Genomic DNA, 14,296 nt, shown 5'->3' on the forward strand with positions numbered 1-14,296 from the left:
GCTCGGCGCTGATATATCGGGCACAAACGCCTATATTGGATCGAGGATTCTCTGGAGCATCACATGCGCGAATATCTTGCCGGATTCGGCAATCATTTTTCGACCGAGGCGATCGCGGGCGCCCTCCCGCTCGGCAGGAACTCGCCGCAAAAAGTCCCGTTCGGCCTGTATGCGGAACAGCTTTCGGGCACGGCCTTCACGGCGCCACGCAGCGAAAACCGGCGCAGCTGGCTCTATCGGATGCGACCTGCCGCCAGCCATGGCGCGTTTTCGCCCTATGGGAAGAACGCGCGCTTCCACGCCGGGCCCTATGCCGCTCCCGCGACCCCGAACCGGCTCCGTTGGGACCCGCTCAAGCCCGCCGACGGCCAGGTCGACTTCCTCGACAGCCTGGTGACGATCGCCGGCAACGGCGATGTGGGATCGGGATCGGGCATCGCCATCCACCTGTTTGCCGCCAGCCGCGACATGGTCCGCCGCGCATTTTTCTCCAGCGATGGCGAAATGCTGATCGTCCCCGCCTCCGGCAGGCTGGAAATCAGGACCGAACTTGGCGTTATCGACATCGAGCCGCAGCAGATCGCGGTCATTCCGCGCGGCGTGAGGTTCAGCGTGTCTTTGCCGGACGGGTCCGCCACCGGCTATGTCTGCGAAAATCATGGTGCATTGTTGCGCCTGCCCGATCTGGGGCCGATCGGCGCCAATGGCCTCGCCAATCCCCGCGATTTCGAAACACCTGTCGCCGCGTTCGAGGATTTGGACGAACCGTTCGAGATCGTGCAGAAATTCTGCGGACAGTTGTGGACGACGACCCTCGGCCATTCGCCGTTCGATGTCGTCGCCTGGCACGGCAATCTCGCGCCCTGTCGTTACGATCTGCGCCTGTACAACAGCATCAACACGGTGAGCTACGACCATCCCGATCCCTCGATCTTCACGGTGCTGACCAGCCCGAGCGATACGCCGGGAACGGCTAATGTCGACTTCGTCATTTTCCCGCCGCGCTGGATGGTGGGCGAGGATACCTTCCGGCCGCCCTGGTTCCACCGCAACGTCATGAGCGAGTTCATGGGGCTGATTCATGGCGCCTATGATGCCAAGGCGGGCGGCTTCCTGCCCGGCGGCGCCTCGCTGCACAATTGCATGAACGGCCATGGCCCCGACAAGGCCAGCTACGATAAGGCCATCGCGGCGGACCTCAAGCCGCAGAAGATCGAAAATACGATGGCGTTCATGTTCGAAAGCCGCTTTATCATCCGCCCGACGGCGCACGCGCTGGACCTTCCCGAATGCCAGTCGGACTATGATGAAGCCTGGTCGGGATTTACCAAGGCGGAGTTGCCCCGATGACCAGCCCGGCGATTGACGAAACGCATGATGCGGCGCGGACCAGCTGGATCGAAAGCGCGAACGGCCATGGCTGTTTCCCTATCCAGAACCTGCCTTTGGGCGTCTTCTCGGTGGCAGGAGATGCGCCGCGGGGCGGCATTGCCATCGGCGACTCCATTATCGACCTGAAGGCGCTGGCCGCGTCGCAACTGCTGCAAGGACAGGCGCAAATCGCAGCCGAGGCAGCGTCAGCGCCGCAACTGAACGCGCTGCTGGAAATGGGCGCGCAGGGGCGCGTCGCGTTGCGCAAGGCGGTATCGGAACTGCTGTCGAACGCGGACCATGAAGCGCGCGTCGAACCGATGATCATCCCCCGGTCCGCTGCGGCGATGCACCTGCCCGCGCGGATCGGCGACTATACCGACTTCTATGTCGGTATCCATCACGCGACCAATATCGGGTCGCTGTTCCGCCCCGACAATCCACTGCTTCCCAATTACAAGCATATCCCGATCGGCTATCATGGGCGCGCATCGTCCATTCGCCCATCCGGCCATCTGGTCCACCACCCCAACGGCCAGCGCAAGGCCCCGGAGGCAAACGCGCCGCTATTCGGACCGACGCAAAAACTCGACTATGAGCTTGAACTGGGCGTATGGATCGGTCCAGGCAACGAACTTGGCCAGCCCATCCCGATTGACGAAGCGAGCCACCATATCGCCGGCCTGTGCCTGCTGAACGACTGGTCGGCGCGCGACTTTCAGGCGTGGGAGTACCAGCCTTTGGGACCGTTCCTGGCGAAGAACTTCCTCACCACCATCTCGTCATGGATCGTAACGATTGAGGCGCTCGCGCCTTTCCGCATCCCGCAGCCAGCGCGTCCCACGGGCGATCCCAGGCCCCTTCCCTATCTGTGGGACGAGGCCGACCAGGCGCAGGGCGCGCTCGCGCTGACGCTGGAGGTCGGCTTGCGCAGCCAGGCGATGGCGGCCGCCGGAATGCATGCGCATCGCATCGGGCGCGGCCCCGCCTCCAACATGTACTGGACGATCGCGCAGATGGTCGCGCACCACAGCTGCAACGGTTGCAATCTTCAGCCCGGCGACCTGCTCGGCACCGGCACCATATCGGCTGCGACCAGCGATGGCCTCGGCAGCCTGATGGAGATCACGCGCAATGGCTCCGCGCCGATAGAACTTCCCACGGGGGAAAGTCGGGCCTTCCTCGAAGGCGGGGATGAACTGACCCTCACCGCGATCTGCCAAGCGGACGGCTTCGTTTCGATCGGGTTCGGGGAATGCACCGGCATTATCCATGATGGCGCGGTCGCGCCATGATCCTGCACGGCTATTGGCGGTCGTCCGCTTCCTATCGCGTCAGGATCGCGCTCGGGCTGAAGCAATTGTCGTTCGATCAGGTCACGCATGACCTGCGGGCCGCCGCGCACAAGGGCGCCGACTATGGCGACGTCAGCCCGCAGCATTTCGTGCCGGCGCTGGAAACGGACGATGGGGCGGTGCTGATCCAAAGCCCCGCCATCCTCGAATGGCTGGAAGAACGATACCCCTCGCCACCGCTGCTGCCACAGGCGAGCGACGACCGCGCCATCGTCCGCGCCATGGCGGCCATCATCGGCTGCGACATTCACCCGCTCAACAACCTGCGTATTCTTTCCAGTCTGAAAGCGGACCTGCACGCACAACCGCAACAGGTCGACGGGTGGATCGCCCGCTGGATCGGCGAAGGATTTTCAGCGCTTGAACAGGTGCTGGAGCGTCATTCCGGCACCTTTGCGTTTGGCGATGCCCCCACGCTCGCAGATTGCTATATCGTTCCGCAGGTCTATTCCGCTCGCCGCTTCAATGTCGACCTGAGCGCCTTCCCCCTCGTGCAGAAGGTGAGCGGCGCGGCTGAGCTTCTCCCCGCCTTCGTCGCCGCCCATCCTTCAGCCCAGCCCGATGCCGACGCCAGCTAGATCATGCTGGTTCCGGCACCGGGCCGTCGTTCATCATGGCATGGGCCGGATGGGCGTCGGCCAACGCAAGACGCAGCGCGCCCGCCGCTATTTCAATGCGAGGATATAGTCGGCGATGCGCGCGGCGGCGGCCGGATCTTTCATGCCGGCATAGGACATGGTCGTGCCGGGCACCACGCTTCTGGGCGCGATGATGAAGGCGGTGAGCTTCTGCTTGTCCCACACGCCTTTCGACTGCTTCATCGCGGGCGAGAAGTTGAAGCCCGGCACCACGCCTGCCTTTTTCCCGCCAATGCCGAACAGGTTGGGGCCAAGCCCGTTGGGCGCGCCATTTTCGGTCTTGTGGCACATGGCGCAGGCCGCGAACGTCGCCGGGCGGGCGGGCGCGGCGGATGCGCCGGGCGCGGCCGCGGACACGGTCGCCGCCCCCGCGGTGATGCTCAGGGCGATGCAGGCCGCGGCCATCTTGTTCATCATGTCTCTCCACTGCATATGCTATTCCTTGCCGCCGCGCACCGTCATCGTGCCGGCTGGGTTAGGTGCGGATCATGCGCCGGGCGATCTCCGCCAATGGCGCGGTTACCGGCTATCATCCGGCCGATGAACGGCGTCAGTCCGGAAATGGCAAAACCGATGACGACGCGCGGAAATGTCGCGCAACTAGACATATTTCTGGCCCCAACGCAGGTCCATCTTGCGATTGCCGACCAGCGTCGAGACTTCGACCCCGACGATCCCTTCAATCCTGGTCAGTTCATGATTTTTGATGTCCATGACCGCCCGGGCATTTTCGGCCTGAAGAATGCCTTTGATCGGCGCGCGGCCGGACGTAACGAAAATCTGAGGCAGCCAGCTTTTGGTCCGCAGGCTGGCGACAACGTCGAAAAGGCGGTTGGTTTCCGGCTCTATTTCAACCAGCGCGAAGGCGCCGATGCCGAGCGCGGACGGATTGAGCACGGTGATGAACCGCATGAGGCCCCGGCTTTCGAGCGACCGGATTCGATAGCGTACCGTGCTGGCGTTGATGTCACATTTGCGCGCGACCGCCTTGATCGACTGGCGCGCGTTCAGCAGCAATTCGGCCAGGATCTGGCGATCGACCTCATCGATCTGGTCCTGGGGATATTCCTCGGCAAGATCATGCAGGATGTTCGACATTTCGATTACAGGGTCGTGGCGGATATATTGCGACCGAAACAGCGCGATATCCAGAACGACCGATATGACTGACCGGTAGATGCCTTCGATCTGTCCTATCTGTTTGAACAGCAGGTCATGCAGCGCTCCGAGCGTTCTGAAGCGAACCATCACCAACAGGTCGTGGGTCCCGCCCAATAGCAAGCTGACCAGAATGACCTGAGGAATCTGGGCGATCTGCGCCGCTACGGTTTCGACGGACATGCGGCGCACGTCGATCAACACGAAGCAGATCTGTTGACCCGAAGCCGCGAGATCGAGAACAGCCAATACCCGAGACACTTTACGCCGGTCCATGGCGCGGATGCGCGGCGCGATCTGGGCCAAAGGCAGGTCGAGCGCATCGGCAACCATGCGGGTGCTGGCCTGTGGGTCAGTCGTCAGCACATCGAGGATCGCCCGATCGAGGTCGGTAAGCGGCGGCTGGGCGGTCATTTATCGTTATCCAAATGCCCTGGATGCAGCGCAGCCTGCATCGCGGCCGCGCGCCAGATGCGGATCGATGCTCCGATACTGACGCTCCTCATTCCCGCCATGGTCAACGATATCGAAACGTCCCTCAATCACCAGTTGCCCTGATCCCCGCTGTCTATGGCCAGATCCGCGCCATGACAAGATCGCCGGATCGCGTGCCCGGGGGAAGCCAGGTCCCGCAATATATGCGCCGATGCCCGCCACGACGGCTATCGCATGGCCCGGGCGGATACAGATGCCCTTGTCACCGCGCCGGTCGCAAGCGCATCAGTTCGCCGCCATCGGTGATCAGGTAGATCAACCCGTCCGGGCCGACCTGAATATCCCGCATGCGTCCGACGTTGAACAGGATCGTTTCAAGGAGGACGACGCGATCCTTCGTGAGCGTAGCGCGCATGAGCGTGCGATACCGGAGCGTGCCGATGAACGCGCTGCCCTTCCACTTCGGAAACGCCTTGCCATTGTAAAAGCGGATCGAAGACAAGGCGGGCGATGGCGACCAATTGTAAATCGGCTGTTCCACCCCGGCTTGCAGGGGTCGCGGGGTTACGGCCTTGTCGTCGTAGCGATGTCCCCAGCCGCTCACTGGCCAGCCATAATTTTTGCCGGGCAGGATCAGGTTGAGTTCGTCCCCCCCGCGCGGCCCGTTTTCCGTTTCCCAAAGCAGGCCGTCATGATCGAACGCCAGGCCCAGGGGGACACGGTGGCCATAGCTCCAAACGTAGGGAAAGGCGCCTTTCTGGCCGACGAACGGATTGTCCGACGGCACGGAGCCATCGTCGTTCATCCGAAGAATCTTGCCCTGCGGACCGGACAGGTCCTGAGCAGGGGCCGTCTCCTGATCCGATTCCGTGACATTCTCGTCCAGGATCGGGTAAAGGAGATGGCCCTTGCCGTCGAAGGCGATCTTTGCCGATCCGGACATCAGGCTGGGTGTGGTGAGCAGGTCCTGATTGTCGATCCAGCGCCCCTTGTCGATACGCCCCCGGCTGATTGTCACCCGAACGCCCGTATCACCCGTCACGCCAGGCTGCTGATGAGCCCAGGTCAGGTAAATCCAGCCATTTTTCGCATAATCTGGATGAAGCGCGACATCGAGCATCATGCGTCGCATCGCATCCTTCACCGGCAAGCCCCTGGGGGTGCCAAGGATCGGGGCGGACACCTTCCCGGCCTTGTCGACGATCCTCAGATCGCCGGTGGTCTGGGTTACCAGCATCCGGCCATCGGGCAACGGGGCCAGGGCATAGGGTTGCGGAACATCCGCCACCTTTTCCACACGAAAATCGTGCACGGCCGAACGCACGACCCCGGTGGGCCAGGGGTCCACCGGAACGATGTTGGGCAAGGGACCCAGCTCTCCCGGCTGGACCGTATCGGCCTGGCTTCGAATGAAGGCGATCAGCTCCTTCACCTGCGTGTCGGAGAGCATGTCCTTGAAACCGGGCATTCCGGCGGCCGAAAAGCCCTCATGGATGCTGCGCGCCAATTCCTCGTCGCTTGAACCGTGCCGGAAGATCGGCCCGGTGATCGACGGTCCCTGCGCGCCGCGCCCGCGCTGGCCATGGCATGCCGCACAATTTTGGGTGTAGGTCGCGAACCCCCGTTGAGCCTCTGGCGAAAGAGGTGCGTCGGCTGCCGGAACATTTTGCGCCATCGCCAGCCCGAACGCACATAGGCTGCCAGCTATCAGGACTGCGGCCGGCCCTCCCCTATGCCGGCTTTGCGGCGCCGGCGCGGCGGGCCGATTGCAAGGGGAGCGCCGCCGATCACTCATGCAGCGGGGCCGGAGTCGCTGCCTGCCGCCGCCGGGACGTTCTGTTCATCCATCGTCTCGAAAACGAGCGAGTCGGCAAGCTTGCTGTCATAATATCCGTCCATGTGGCGGATTTTGCCGTCGCGCATGTAAAAGATATAGACATATTGGTTGTTGTACTCGCGGCCATCCACAAGCTTCGAAAAGCCTTTGACCTGGCAGACGACCCGGTCCTCTTCCGCGGTGACGCTTTCATATTCAAAGCGAAGCCGTTCCTGGAACAGGCCGGGAACCGCGGCGGCAAAGGCGAGCACCTCGTCACGCGAACGCCAGCCGCCGATCTTGGCGGTATTGCGGTCTATATTAGCAAAATCATCCGTCAGGACGCTATCCATCAGCGCCGTGTCACCATCCACAAGTGCTTTCAGATAGGTTATCGCGGCTTCTTTATTCTTCTCGATCATAATATGTCCTCCTTATGACAGGTAGAGAGCGAATGTCCTGTAGTCGGTCTTGCCGATGTTCTTGACATAGGCTCGCAGGGTGAATTGCTCGCTTGCAGGCGTAAGGGTGACGAAGGCATTCTGCGTGTTGCAGGCCCTCTGGGTCGCTGCCCCCCCCGGCGAACTCGTCGAAATGGATCTTGCCGCTGAAACAGCTTTCATCGCGCACGAAGATATTTCCACCGCCCGACAGGTCGAAGCGGTTCTCCAGGCCGATATTGAGCGTGGAGGGCGGCGCGCGATCGAGCCAGTTGCCGGACACGTCGGCAAGCCGGCTGGCGTCGTCGGGCCGGGGATCGAACCGAAGCGTGCTGGTGATAAGCGCATTCAGCGAAGCCTCCCCTCATGGTTGGTCGTCTCGTTTTTTTCGAGGCGCACTCATTTCCCGGTCTTCCGATATATGCAGCGATCCGATATCGCAAGCATATTTGAAACGTCATATGGTAAATATTCATTATAATGGCTAAATGATGCACATATGCATTGATATTTTTATCATTTATGCGTTTCATCGCGCACAGGGCGTGGATCGGCGCGCCGGGGCGGCGATCGCGAAGGATGACGACGGGGCCAACGCCATGGCGGGCTGGATATGGGGAATGGTGCCGATGATCCGTTGAATACGGCCCTTTGATCGGCCGGTCGGGCGGGCGAATGGGAACGGCGCCCTGACAAGTAAAATCGGTTTCCAGTGGAGCTTTTGATCATATCGCCTGCTTGGGGCGAAGGGTGTCCAGTGCCTGGTCGATCGCTCCGTCGGCCGCAAGATGAGGTGCAGCATTGACAGACAAATTATCAGGCAAGATCGTGATCGTCACAGGCGGAACGCGCGGATTGGGCGAAGCGATCGTCCGGGCCGTGATTTCGCAAGGCGGCCGGGTCGTCTTCGGCGGCCGTGACGAAGCCGCCGGTCAAGCGATTGCATCGGAGTTGGGCGACCGCGCCATGTACATGCGCCAGGATGTCGGAAACGAGAGCGATTGGGAAGCCGTGACCGGCGCCGCGGTGACGGCGTTCGGCCGGATCGATGGGCTGGTCAACAATGCCGGAATGTCCATCGGCGGACCGATAGAAGAATTGACGGTCGAAGGGATAGAACAGCTTGTCCGCGTCAATCAGATCGGCGTTCTCCTCGGCATGAAGCATGTCATACCGGCAATGCGGGCTGCCGGCGGCGGTTCGATCGTCAACATCGGCTCTGTCGCCGTGCCGCGCGCGTTTGCGAGCCTTTCGGTCTATACGGGCACGAAGGCGGCGGTCGCCGGCATGACGCGCTCGGCCGCGCTCGAACTGGGCGCCGACAGGATTCGGGTGAACGTCATCCATCCTGGCCCGATCGCGACGAAGATGCTCAGCGCGCAAAGCAGGGCGCGTGCCAGCGAAATCACGCCACTAAAGCGGATCGGCGAGCCGGACGAGATCGCCGGTTCGGTGACCTTCCTGCTGAGTGACGAAAGCGCGTTCATCACGGGCGCGGAACTCAATGTGGATGGCGGCCGCGGCCTGTGAAGACGCCAGCCCTGATGGTCAGGCGCGAAAGATGACCCCGCCCGTCATCGGCGCGGGTGCGCCGGTGGTGCCCGGAAAGCTGATCGGCAGGTCGCGCAACCGCCGCACCGCCATATAGGCGAAACCCTGCGCCTCCAGCGCGTCGCCGTCCCAGCCGAGCGCATCGACGCTACGCACGGCGATGCCGCTGCGTTCGCCGATCATCGCCATCAGCGTCGCATTGTGCCGCCCGCCGCCCGCGACATGGATGCAGACGGGCGGTTCGGCCAGATGCGCTATTCCCCGCGCAACGGCGGCGGCGGAAAAGGCGGTGAGCGTCGCCGCGCCATCCTCCACCGACAGCCCGGCGACCGCCATGGTCGTAAAGGCTTCGCGGTCGATGCTCTTGGGCGGCGGCTGCGCGAACCATGGATCGGCCAGCATCTGCGCCAGCGCGCTCTCGTCCACCGTGCCGCGCGCCGCCATCGCCCCGCTCTCGTCGAACGTCGCCACCCCGTGCGCCTGCATCCAGTTGTCGATCAGGCCGCTCGCCATGCCGGTGTCGAACGCCACCAGCGCGCCGTCCGCGCCGATCGCCGTGATGTTGGCGACGCCGCCCAGGTTGAGGATCGCCGCCGGCTTCTTCAAACCGTCGGCCAGCGCCCGATGATAGACCGGCAGCAACGGCGCGCCCTGCCCGCCCGCCGCCACGTCGGCGCTGCGCAGGTCGCCGACCACGGGAATGCCGAACGCCCCCGCCAGCGCCGCGCTATCGCCGATCTGCCAGGTCCAGCCGTGCGCCGGACGGTGGGCGACCGTATGGCCGTGAAAACCGATGACGGCGATATCCTCGGCCAGGTGACCGCTGCGCCCCAGCAGGTCGGCGACCGCCTCGACATGCAGGCCGGTCAGTTCCTCCTCGACCGACGCGATCAGCGGCTCTTCCCCCGGCCGTTCCATCGCCATCGCCCGCGTGCACGCTTCGGCCAGCCGTACCCGAAAACCGTCCTTGTACGGCTGGGAGTGGAACGCGACCGGCGCGACCTGGCCTTCGCCATCGGTTTCGATCAGCGCGGCGTCGATCCCGTCGCGCGACGTGCCTGACATCAGGCCGATGGCCAGCATCGCGCTCACAAACCGCCCTCCGTTCGCCCCGAACCGGTCGAAACCTGTTCTAAACGCCTGCTACAGGCGGATCGCACCTGTCCCATGTTCAGCCGTCCTTCGTTTCTGGTCATCGGTGGACCCACATGAAAATATCCGCCCGTGCAATGAAGCATGGAGGCCCGGAACGCCTTCGCCCTAGCTAATGGGAAAAGCAGGGCGCCGACAAGCGCAACCCGAACGGTGAAGGACTTTTCGTCGCCGCACCGCAATGCTAAAGGCGCGCGCCATGACCCATTACCAGTCCCACCTTCTCCGCCTGCTCGACACGCGCGGCTACATCCACCAGTTGACCGATGCCCAGGGGCTGGACGCGCTGGCGCTCAAACAGGTCGTGCCCGGCTATATCGGCTTTGATCCGACCGCGCCGTCGCTGCATGTCGGCAGCCTGGTCCAGATCATGATGCTGCGGCGGATGCAACAGGCGGGGCACAAGCCGATCGTGCTGATGGGCGGCGGCACCGGCAAGATCGGCGACCCCAGCTTCAAGGACGAAGCGCGCCGGCTGATGACGGCCGAAACGATCGCGTCCAACGTCGCCAGCATCAAGGGCGTGTTCGAAAAATTCCTGACCTTCGGCGACGGCCCGTCCGACGCGGTCATGCTCGACAATGCCGACTGGCTCGATGCTCTGGAATATATCCCCTTCCTGCGCGACATCGGCCAGCATTTCTCGGTCAACCGGATGCTCAGCTTCGACAGCGTCAAGACCCGGCTGGATCGCGAACAGTCGCTCAGCTTCCTCGAATTCAACTATATGATCCTCCAGGCCTATGATTTCCTGGAACTTTCTCGCCGCGCCGGTTGCCGCCTGCAAATGGGCGGGTCGGACCAGTGGGGCAATATCGTCAACGGCATCGAATTGTCGCGGCGCGTGGACGGCACTCAGGTCTATGGCCTGACCACCCCCCTCATCACCACCGCGGACGGCGGCAAGATGGGCAAGACCATGAACGGCGCGGTGTGGCTCAATGCCGACGCGCTGACGCCCTATGAATATTGGCAGTTCTGGCGCAACACGCAGGACGCCGATGTCGGCCGGTTCATGCGGCTGTTCACCGACCTGCCGCTGGACGAAATCGCCCGGCTGGAGGCGCTGGCGGGGTCCGATATCAACGAGGCGAAGAAGCTGCTGGCCGATGCCGCGACGGCGATGGCGCACGGACAGGATGCCGCCGCCGCCGCCGCCGAAACCGCGCGGCGCACGTTCGAGGAAGGCGCGTCGGACGCGAACCTGCCGACGGTCAGCATCGGGTCGCAGGGCCTGACCGTGGTACAGGCCAATGTCGCGCTCGGCTTCGCCACGTCCAACAAGGAAGCCCGGCGCAAACTGGGCGAAGGCGCGATCCGCGTCAACGGCGCCGTGGTCACCGATCCGGCGGCGCTGCTCGCCCCCGGCGACAAGGTCAGTTTCGGCGCGAAAAAGCATGGGATGATCGTCGCCTGACAACAACAAGGCTAAGCCGATATTAACTGGCTTTGGTAAGATAGCCTGCATTTTCAATCGCCTAGCTTCAATGCCATGGGGTCTCCTTTCGCCAATCTGAACCATGTCATGCGCTCGCGCGATCCAGCGGTGGAGGCGCGGCGGGCAAAGCGCGATCTGGTCGACCTGGTCAGCCACGCCACCGCGCGCGGGTGCACCCATGGCATCCGGGTCATCAACCTGTCGCCGCTCGGGCTGATGTGCCGGACCGGCGCCGACCTGCGGCTGGGCGAACGGCTGACGGTCTGGTTGCCGCTGGCGCACGATGTCGCCGCCGACATACGCTGGATAGAGCATGGCCGCATCGGCATGGAATTCGTGACGCCGATTTCGCTCGCCACCTATGACCGGATGCTCACGCTCATGCCGGCGCGGCGGGTCGCCTGGTAGGCGCACTGCCCTATCCGCCGCGCAACAGCCCCACCGCGGCGTCCCGTTCGAACAGATAGAGGCAGGTGCGCGCCGCCTGCCCGCGCGGCTGGTCCAGCCCGCCGTCGCGGTCGATCAGCAGCCGCGCATCGTCGCGGGCCGCATCCAGCAGCGCGCCCAGATGTTCGGGGCTAGCCAGCCTCAACTGCGCCTCGCCCGACTGGCGCGTGCCCAGCACCTCGCCCGCGCCGCGCAGCTTCAGATCCTCCTCGGCGATGCGAAACCCGTCATTGCTCTCGCGCATCAGCGCCAGCCGCGCCCGCGACGTCTCGCCCAGCGCAGCGCCGCGCAGCAGCAGGCACACCGACGGCTTGTCGCCGCGCCCGACCCGCCCGCGCAACTGGTGCAGCTGCGCCAGGCCAAAGCGATCCGCGCCCTCGATGATGATCAGGCTGGCATTGGGCACGTCCACCCCGACCTCGATCACCGTCGTCGCCACCAGCACGCGCGTGCGATTGGCCGCGAACGCCGCCATCGCCGCATCCTTGTCCGGCCCCTTCATCCGGCCATGGACCAGGCCGACCAGATCGCCGAACCGCGTTCGCAGCGATTCCGCGCGCGCTTCCGCCGCCGCCTGGTCGCTATTCTCGCTTTCCTCGACCAGCGGGCATACCCAATAGGCCTGCCCCCCGCCCTCGACATGCCGCGCCAGCGCGTCCACCACTTCGTCGATCCGCCCCGCCGACATCACCAGCGTCTGGATCGGCTGGCGTCCGGGCGGCATCTCGTCCAGCCGCGACACGTCCATCTCACCATAATAGGTCAGCGTCAGCGTGCGCGGGATCGGCGTCGCGGTCATCACCAGCAGGTGCGGCGAACGCTCCGCCTTGGACGCCAGCATCATGCGCTGGGCAACGCCGAAGCGATGCTGCTCGTCGATGACGGCAAGGCCCAGATGCCGGTAGAGCACCGTTTCCTGAAAGATCGCATGGGTTCCGACCAATATGTCGATGCTGCCGTCGGCCAGCCCCATCAGCGTCGCCTCCCGCACCCTGCCCTTGTCGCGCCCCGTCAGGATCGCGATCTCCACCGGCACGCCAGACGCCATCTTGCGCAGCGTTTCATAATGTTGCCGCGCCAATATTTCGGTGGGCGCCAGCAGCGCCCCCTGCATCCCCGCCTCGACCGCGTTGAGCAGCGCCATCAGCGCCACCAGCGTCTTGCCCGATCCGACATCGCCCTGCAGCAGCCGCAGCATCGGCGTCGCCTGCGCCATGTCGCCCTCGACCTCGCCCATCGCCCGCCGCTGCGCGCCCGTCGGCGCGAACGGCAGTTTGAGCATCGCCCGCAGCCGCCCGTCGCCCGCAATCGGCACGCCCCGCCGCCGCCGTCCCGCCTGCCGCACCAGCATCAGCGCCAGTTGGCCCGCGAATATCTCGTCATAGGCCAGCCGCTCGCGCGCTTGCGCATCGGCGGGATCGGCATGGACCCGCACCAGCGCCTCGCGCCAGCCGGGCCACCCCTTGCGATCCAGCAGGCTCGGTTCGATCCATTCGGGCAGGTCCGGCGCGCGCGCCACCGCCTGCCCGGCAAAATCGCGCATCCGCCCGTTGCTCAGCCCTTCGGACAGGCCATAGACCGGCTCGCGCGCGGGGATCGTCGCGGCGTCCTCGGGCGGCAACACATGGTCGGGGTGGACCATCTGCAATTCCTGGCCATAGGATTCGAGCTTGCCCGAAACGAAGCGCGGCTCGCCCAGCGGCAGCAGCTTGCGTGGCCAGCCGCTGTTCCTGCCGAAATAGATGAGGCTGACAGGATTGCCGTGGCGGTCGGTCGCATGCACGCGGAACGGCGCACGCGATCCGCCCCCGGCCTTGTAGTCCACCGGCGTCAGGACGATGCCGATCACCCGGCCCGCATCCGCCATCTCCAGCGTGTCGGTCAGCTTGCGGTCGATCCAGCTGACGGGCAAGTGAAAGGCCGCGTCGACCGCGCGCGCCAGCCCCAGCCGCTCCAGCGGCCGGGCCAGCGCCGGCCCCACGCCCTTGAGCGCGGAAATTTCGGCAAACAGCGGATTGAGAATATCGGGTCGCATGGCTATCTGCTGCCATCTATCCCAGCGCGAGCGGTCGCACAAATGCCCGATCGCTTAAAATGCCATGCGCGACGAAGGAACAAAATATGAACGATGAACATCGCCTGCGCCGTCTCAAATTCCGCGCCTGGCATCGCGGCACGCGGGAAGCGGATTATACCGTGGGCGGCTTCTTCGATGCCTATCATGCGCAATGGTCCGAAGAGGAAACCGCCTGGTTCGAACGGTTCATGGAGGAACAGGACGCCGACATCATCGCCTGGGCACTGGGTACGCTGCCAGTCCCGGACGAATGGAAAGGCCCGATGATGGACAGGTTCCTCACCCTCGATTTCGTCAAAATCGCCAATTGATCGCCCTGGCGCGGTTACGCCGAAACGCTGCCGGTCACGTCATGCCGAACCTGTTTCAGCATCCATCGTGCCTCCGGTCCGCCGGATCAGGAAGCGAAACGGACCCT

At 64.1% G+C, this 14,296-nt stretch carries 14 protein-coding genes; 8 read left to right on the plus strand and 6 right to left on the minus strand.

Features of this window, described 5'->3' with window-relative positions:
• Positions 1-63: 63 nt before the first annotated feature.
• From hmgA to maiA, 3 genes are read left to right on the plus strand one after another with little or no spacing between them, the layout of a single operon-like run.
• A complete protein-coding gene (gene hmgA, locus WG908_RS10660; protein ID WP_340186559.1) occupies positions 64-1,350 on the plus strand; it encodes a homogentisate 1,2-dioxygenase in 1,287 nt (428 codons plus the stop codon).
• Entirely contained in the window at positions 1,347-2,666 is a 1,320-nt protein-coding gene (gene fahA, locus WG908_RS10665) for a fumarylacetoacetase (RefSeq protein ID WP_340186560.1), read from the plus strand. The genes hmgA and fahA overlap by 4 nt, the downstream gene beginning before the upstream one ends.
• Complete coding sequence (maiA, locus tag WG908_RS10670; protein ID WP_340186561.1) at positions 2,663-3,304, plus strand: maleylacetoacetate isomerase; 642 nt, start codon at positions 2,663-2,665, stop codon at positions 3,302-3,304. The genes fahA and maiA overlap by 4 nt, the downstream gene beginning before the upstream one ends.
• A gap of 87 nt (positions 3,305-3,391) precedes the next feature.
• Here the strand turns inward: maiA and WG908_RS10675 are convergent, their stop codons facing one another.
• The 4 genes from WG908_RS10675 to WG908_RS10690 form a co-directional block, all read right to left on the minus strand.
• The gene (locus WG908_RS10675; protein ID WP_340186562.1) at positions 3,392-3,796 is read right to left on the minus strand and encodes a c-type cytochrome; all 405 of its coding nucleotides are present in this window, start codon (positions 3,794-3,796) and stop codon (positions 3,392-3,394) included.
• 168 nt (positions 3,797-3,964) lie between these two features.
• Positions 3,965-4,936, minus strand: coding sequence for an Lrp/AsnC family transcriptional regulator (locus WG908_RS10680; RefSeq protein WP_340186563.1), 972 nt, complete (start codon positions 4,934-4,936; stop codon positions 3,965-3,967).
• Positions 4,937-5,219: 283 nt separating this feature from the next.
• Positions 5,220-6,632, minus strand: a complete 1,413-nt coding sequence (locus tag WG908_RS10685) for a PQQ-dependent sugar dehydrogenase (protein ID WP_340186564.1) — start codon at positions 6,630-6,632, stop codon at positions 5,220-5,222.
• A 116-nt stretch (positions 6,633-6,748) separates the two neighbouring features.
• Positions 6,749-7,195 carry a nuclear transport factor 2 family protein gene (locus WG908_RS10690; RefSeq protein WP_340186565.1) on the minus strand — a complete coding sequence of 149 codons (447 nt, stop codon included), beginning with the start codon at positions 7,193-7,195 and terminating at the stop codon, positions 6,749-6,751.
• 106 nt (positions 7,196-7,301) lie between these two features.
• On the opposite strand from WG908_RS10690, the gene WG908_RS10695 reads away from it, so the two are divergent.
• On the plus strand, positions 7,302-7,694 hold the full coding sequence (locus WG908_RS10695) for a hypothetical protein (RefSeq protein ID WP_340186566.1): 393 nt from the start codon (positions 7,302-7,304) through the stop codon (positions 7,692-7,694).
• Positions 7,695-8,014: 320 nt separating this feature from the next.
• Positions 8,015-8,743: an SDR family NAD(P)-dependent oxidoreductase gene (locus tag WG908_RS10700; RefSeq protein WP_340186567.1), complete on the plus strand. Its 729-nt coding sequence runs from the start codon at positions 8,015-8,017 to the stop codon at positions 8,741-8,743.
• A gap of 18 nt (positions 8,744-8,761) precedes the next feature.
• On the opposite strand, the gene WG908_RS10705 is transcribed toward WG908_RS10700, so the two are convergent.
• On the minus strand, positions 8,762-9,847 hold the full coding sequence (locus WG908_RS10705) for an anhydro-N-acetylmuramic acid kinase (RefSeq protein WP_340186598.1): 1,086 nt from the start codon (positions 9,845-9,847) through the stop codon (positions 8,762-8,764).
• 268 nt (positions 9,848-10,115) lie between these two features.
• Between WG908_RS10705 and tyrS the strand changes: the two genes are divergently transcribed.
• Positions 10,116-11,333 (plus strand): tyrosine--tRNA ligase, encoded by a 1,218-nt coding sequence (gene tyrS / locus WG908_RS10710; protein ID WP_340186568.1) that lies wholly within the window; start codon positions 10,116-10,118, stop codon positions 11,331-11,333.
• A 75-nt stretch (positions 11,334-11,408) separates the two neighbouring features.
• Positions 11,409-11,762: a PilZ domain-containing protein gene (locus tag WG908_RS10715; protein ID WP_340186569.1), complete on the plus strand. Its 354-nt coding sequence runs from the start codon at positions 11,409-11,411 to the stop codon at positions 11,760-11,762.
• Between the two features lie 10 nt (positions 11,763-11,772).
• Here the strand turns inward: WG908_RS10715 and recG are convergent, their stop codons facing one another.
• On the minus strand, positions 11,773-13,836 hold the full coding sequence (gene recG, locus WG908_RS10720) for an ATP-dependent DNA helicase RecG (protein WP_340186570.1): 2,064 nt from the start codon (positions 13,834-13,836) through the stop codon (positions 11,773-11,775).
• A gap of 86 nt (positions 13,837-13,922) precedes the next feature.
• Between recG and WG908_RS10725 the strand changes: the two genes are divergently transcribed.
• A complete protein-coding gene (locus tag WG908_RS10725) occupies positions 13,923-14,189 on the plus strand; it encodes an FAD assembly factor SdhE (RefSeq protein ID WP_340186571.1) in 267 nt (88 codons plus the stop codon).
• Positions 14,190-14,296: the final 107 nt, after the last annotated feature.

This window comes from Sphingobium anseongense, assembly GCF_037725245.1.
Lineage (GTDB): Bacteria > Pseudomonadota > Alphaproteobacteria > Sphingomonadales > Sphingomonadaceae > Sphingobium.

Excerpts from the sequence above, each read along its gene's own strand:
- hmgA (WP_340186559.1), top strand. The coding sequence starts at position 64 with ATGCGCGAATATCTTGCCGGATTCGGCAATCATTTTTCGACCGAGGCG.
- fahA (WP_340186560.1), top strand. The coding sequence starts at position 1,347 with ATGACCAGCCCGGCGATTGACGAAACGCATGATGCGGCGCGGACCAGC.
- maiA (WP_340186561.1), top strand. The coding sequence starts at position 2,663 with ATGATCCTGCACGGCTATTGGCGGTCGTCCGCTTCCTATCGCGTCAGG.
- WG908_RS10675 (WP_340186562.1), bottom strand. The coding sequence starts at position 3,796 with ATGCAGTGGAGAGACATGATGAACAAGATGGCCGCGGCCTGCATCGCC.
- WG908_RS10680 (WP_340186563.1), bottom strand. The coding sequence starts at position 4,936 with ATGACCGCCCAGCCGCCGCTTACCGACCTCGATCGGGCGATCCTCGAT.
- WG908_RS10685 (WP_340186564.1), bottom strand. The coding sequence starts at position 6,632 with ATGGCGCAAAATGTTCCGGCAGCCGACGCACCTCTTTCGCCAGAGGCT.
- WG908_RS10690 (WP_340186565.1), bottom strand. The coding sequence starts at position 7,195 with ATGATCGAGAAGAATAAAGAAGCCGCGATAACCTATCTGAAAGCACTT.
- WG908_RS10705 (WP_340186598.1), bottom strand. The coding sequence starts at position 9,847 with ATGCTGGCCATCGGCCTGATGTCAGGCACGTCGCGCGACGGGATCGAC.
- tyrS (WP_340186568.1), top strand. The coding sequence starts at position 10,116 with ATGACCCATTACCAGTCCCACCTTCTCCGCCTGCTCGACACGCGCGGC.
- WG908_RS10715 (WP_340186569.1), top strand. The coding sequence starts at position 11,409 with ATGGGGTCTCCTTTCGCCAATCTGAACCATGTCATGCGCTCGCGCGAT.
- recG (WP_340186570.1), bottom strand. The coding sequence starts at position 13,836 with ATGCGACCCGATATTCTCAATCCGCTGTTTGCCGAAATTTCCGCGCTC.
- WG908_RS10725 (WP_340186571.1), top strand. The coding sequence starts at position 13,923 with ATGAACGATGAACATCGCCTGCGCCGTCTCAAATTCCGCGCCTGGCAT.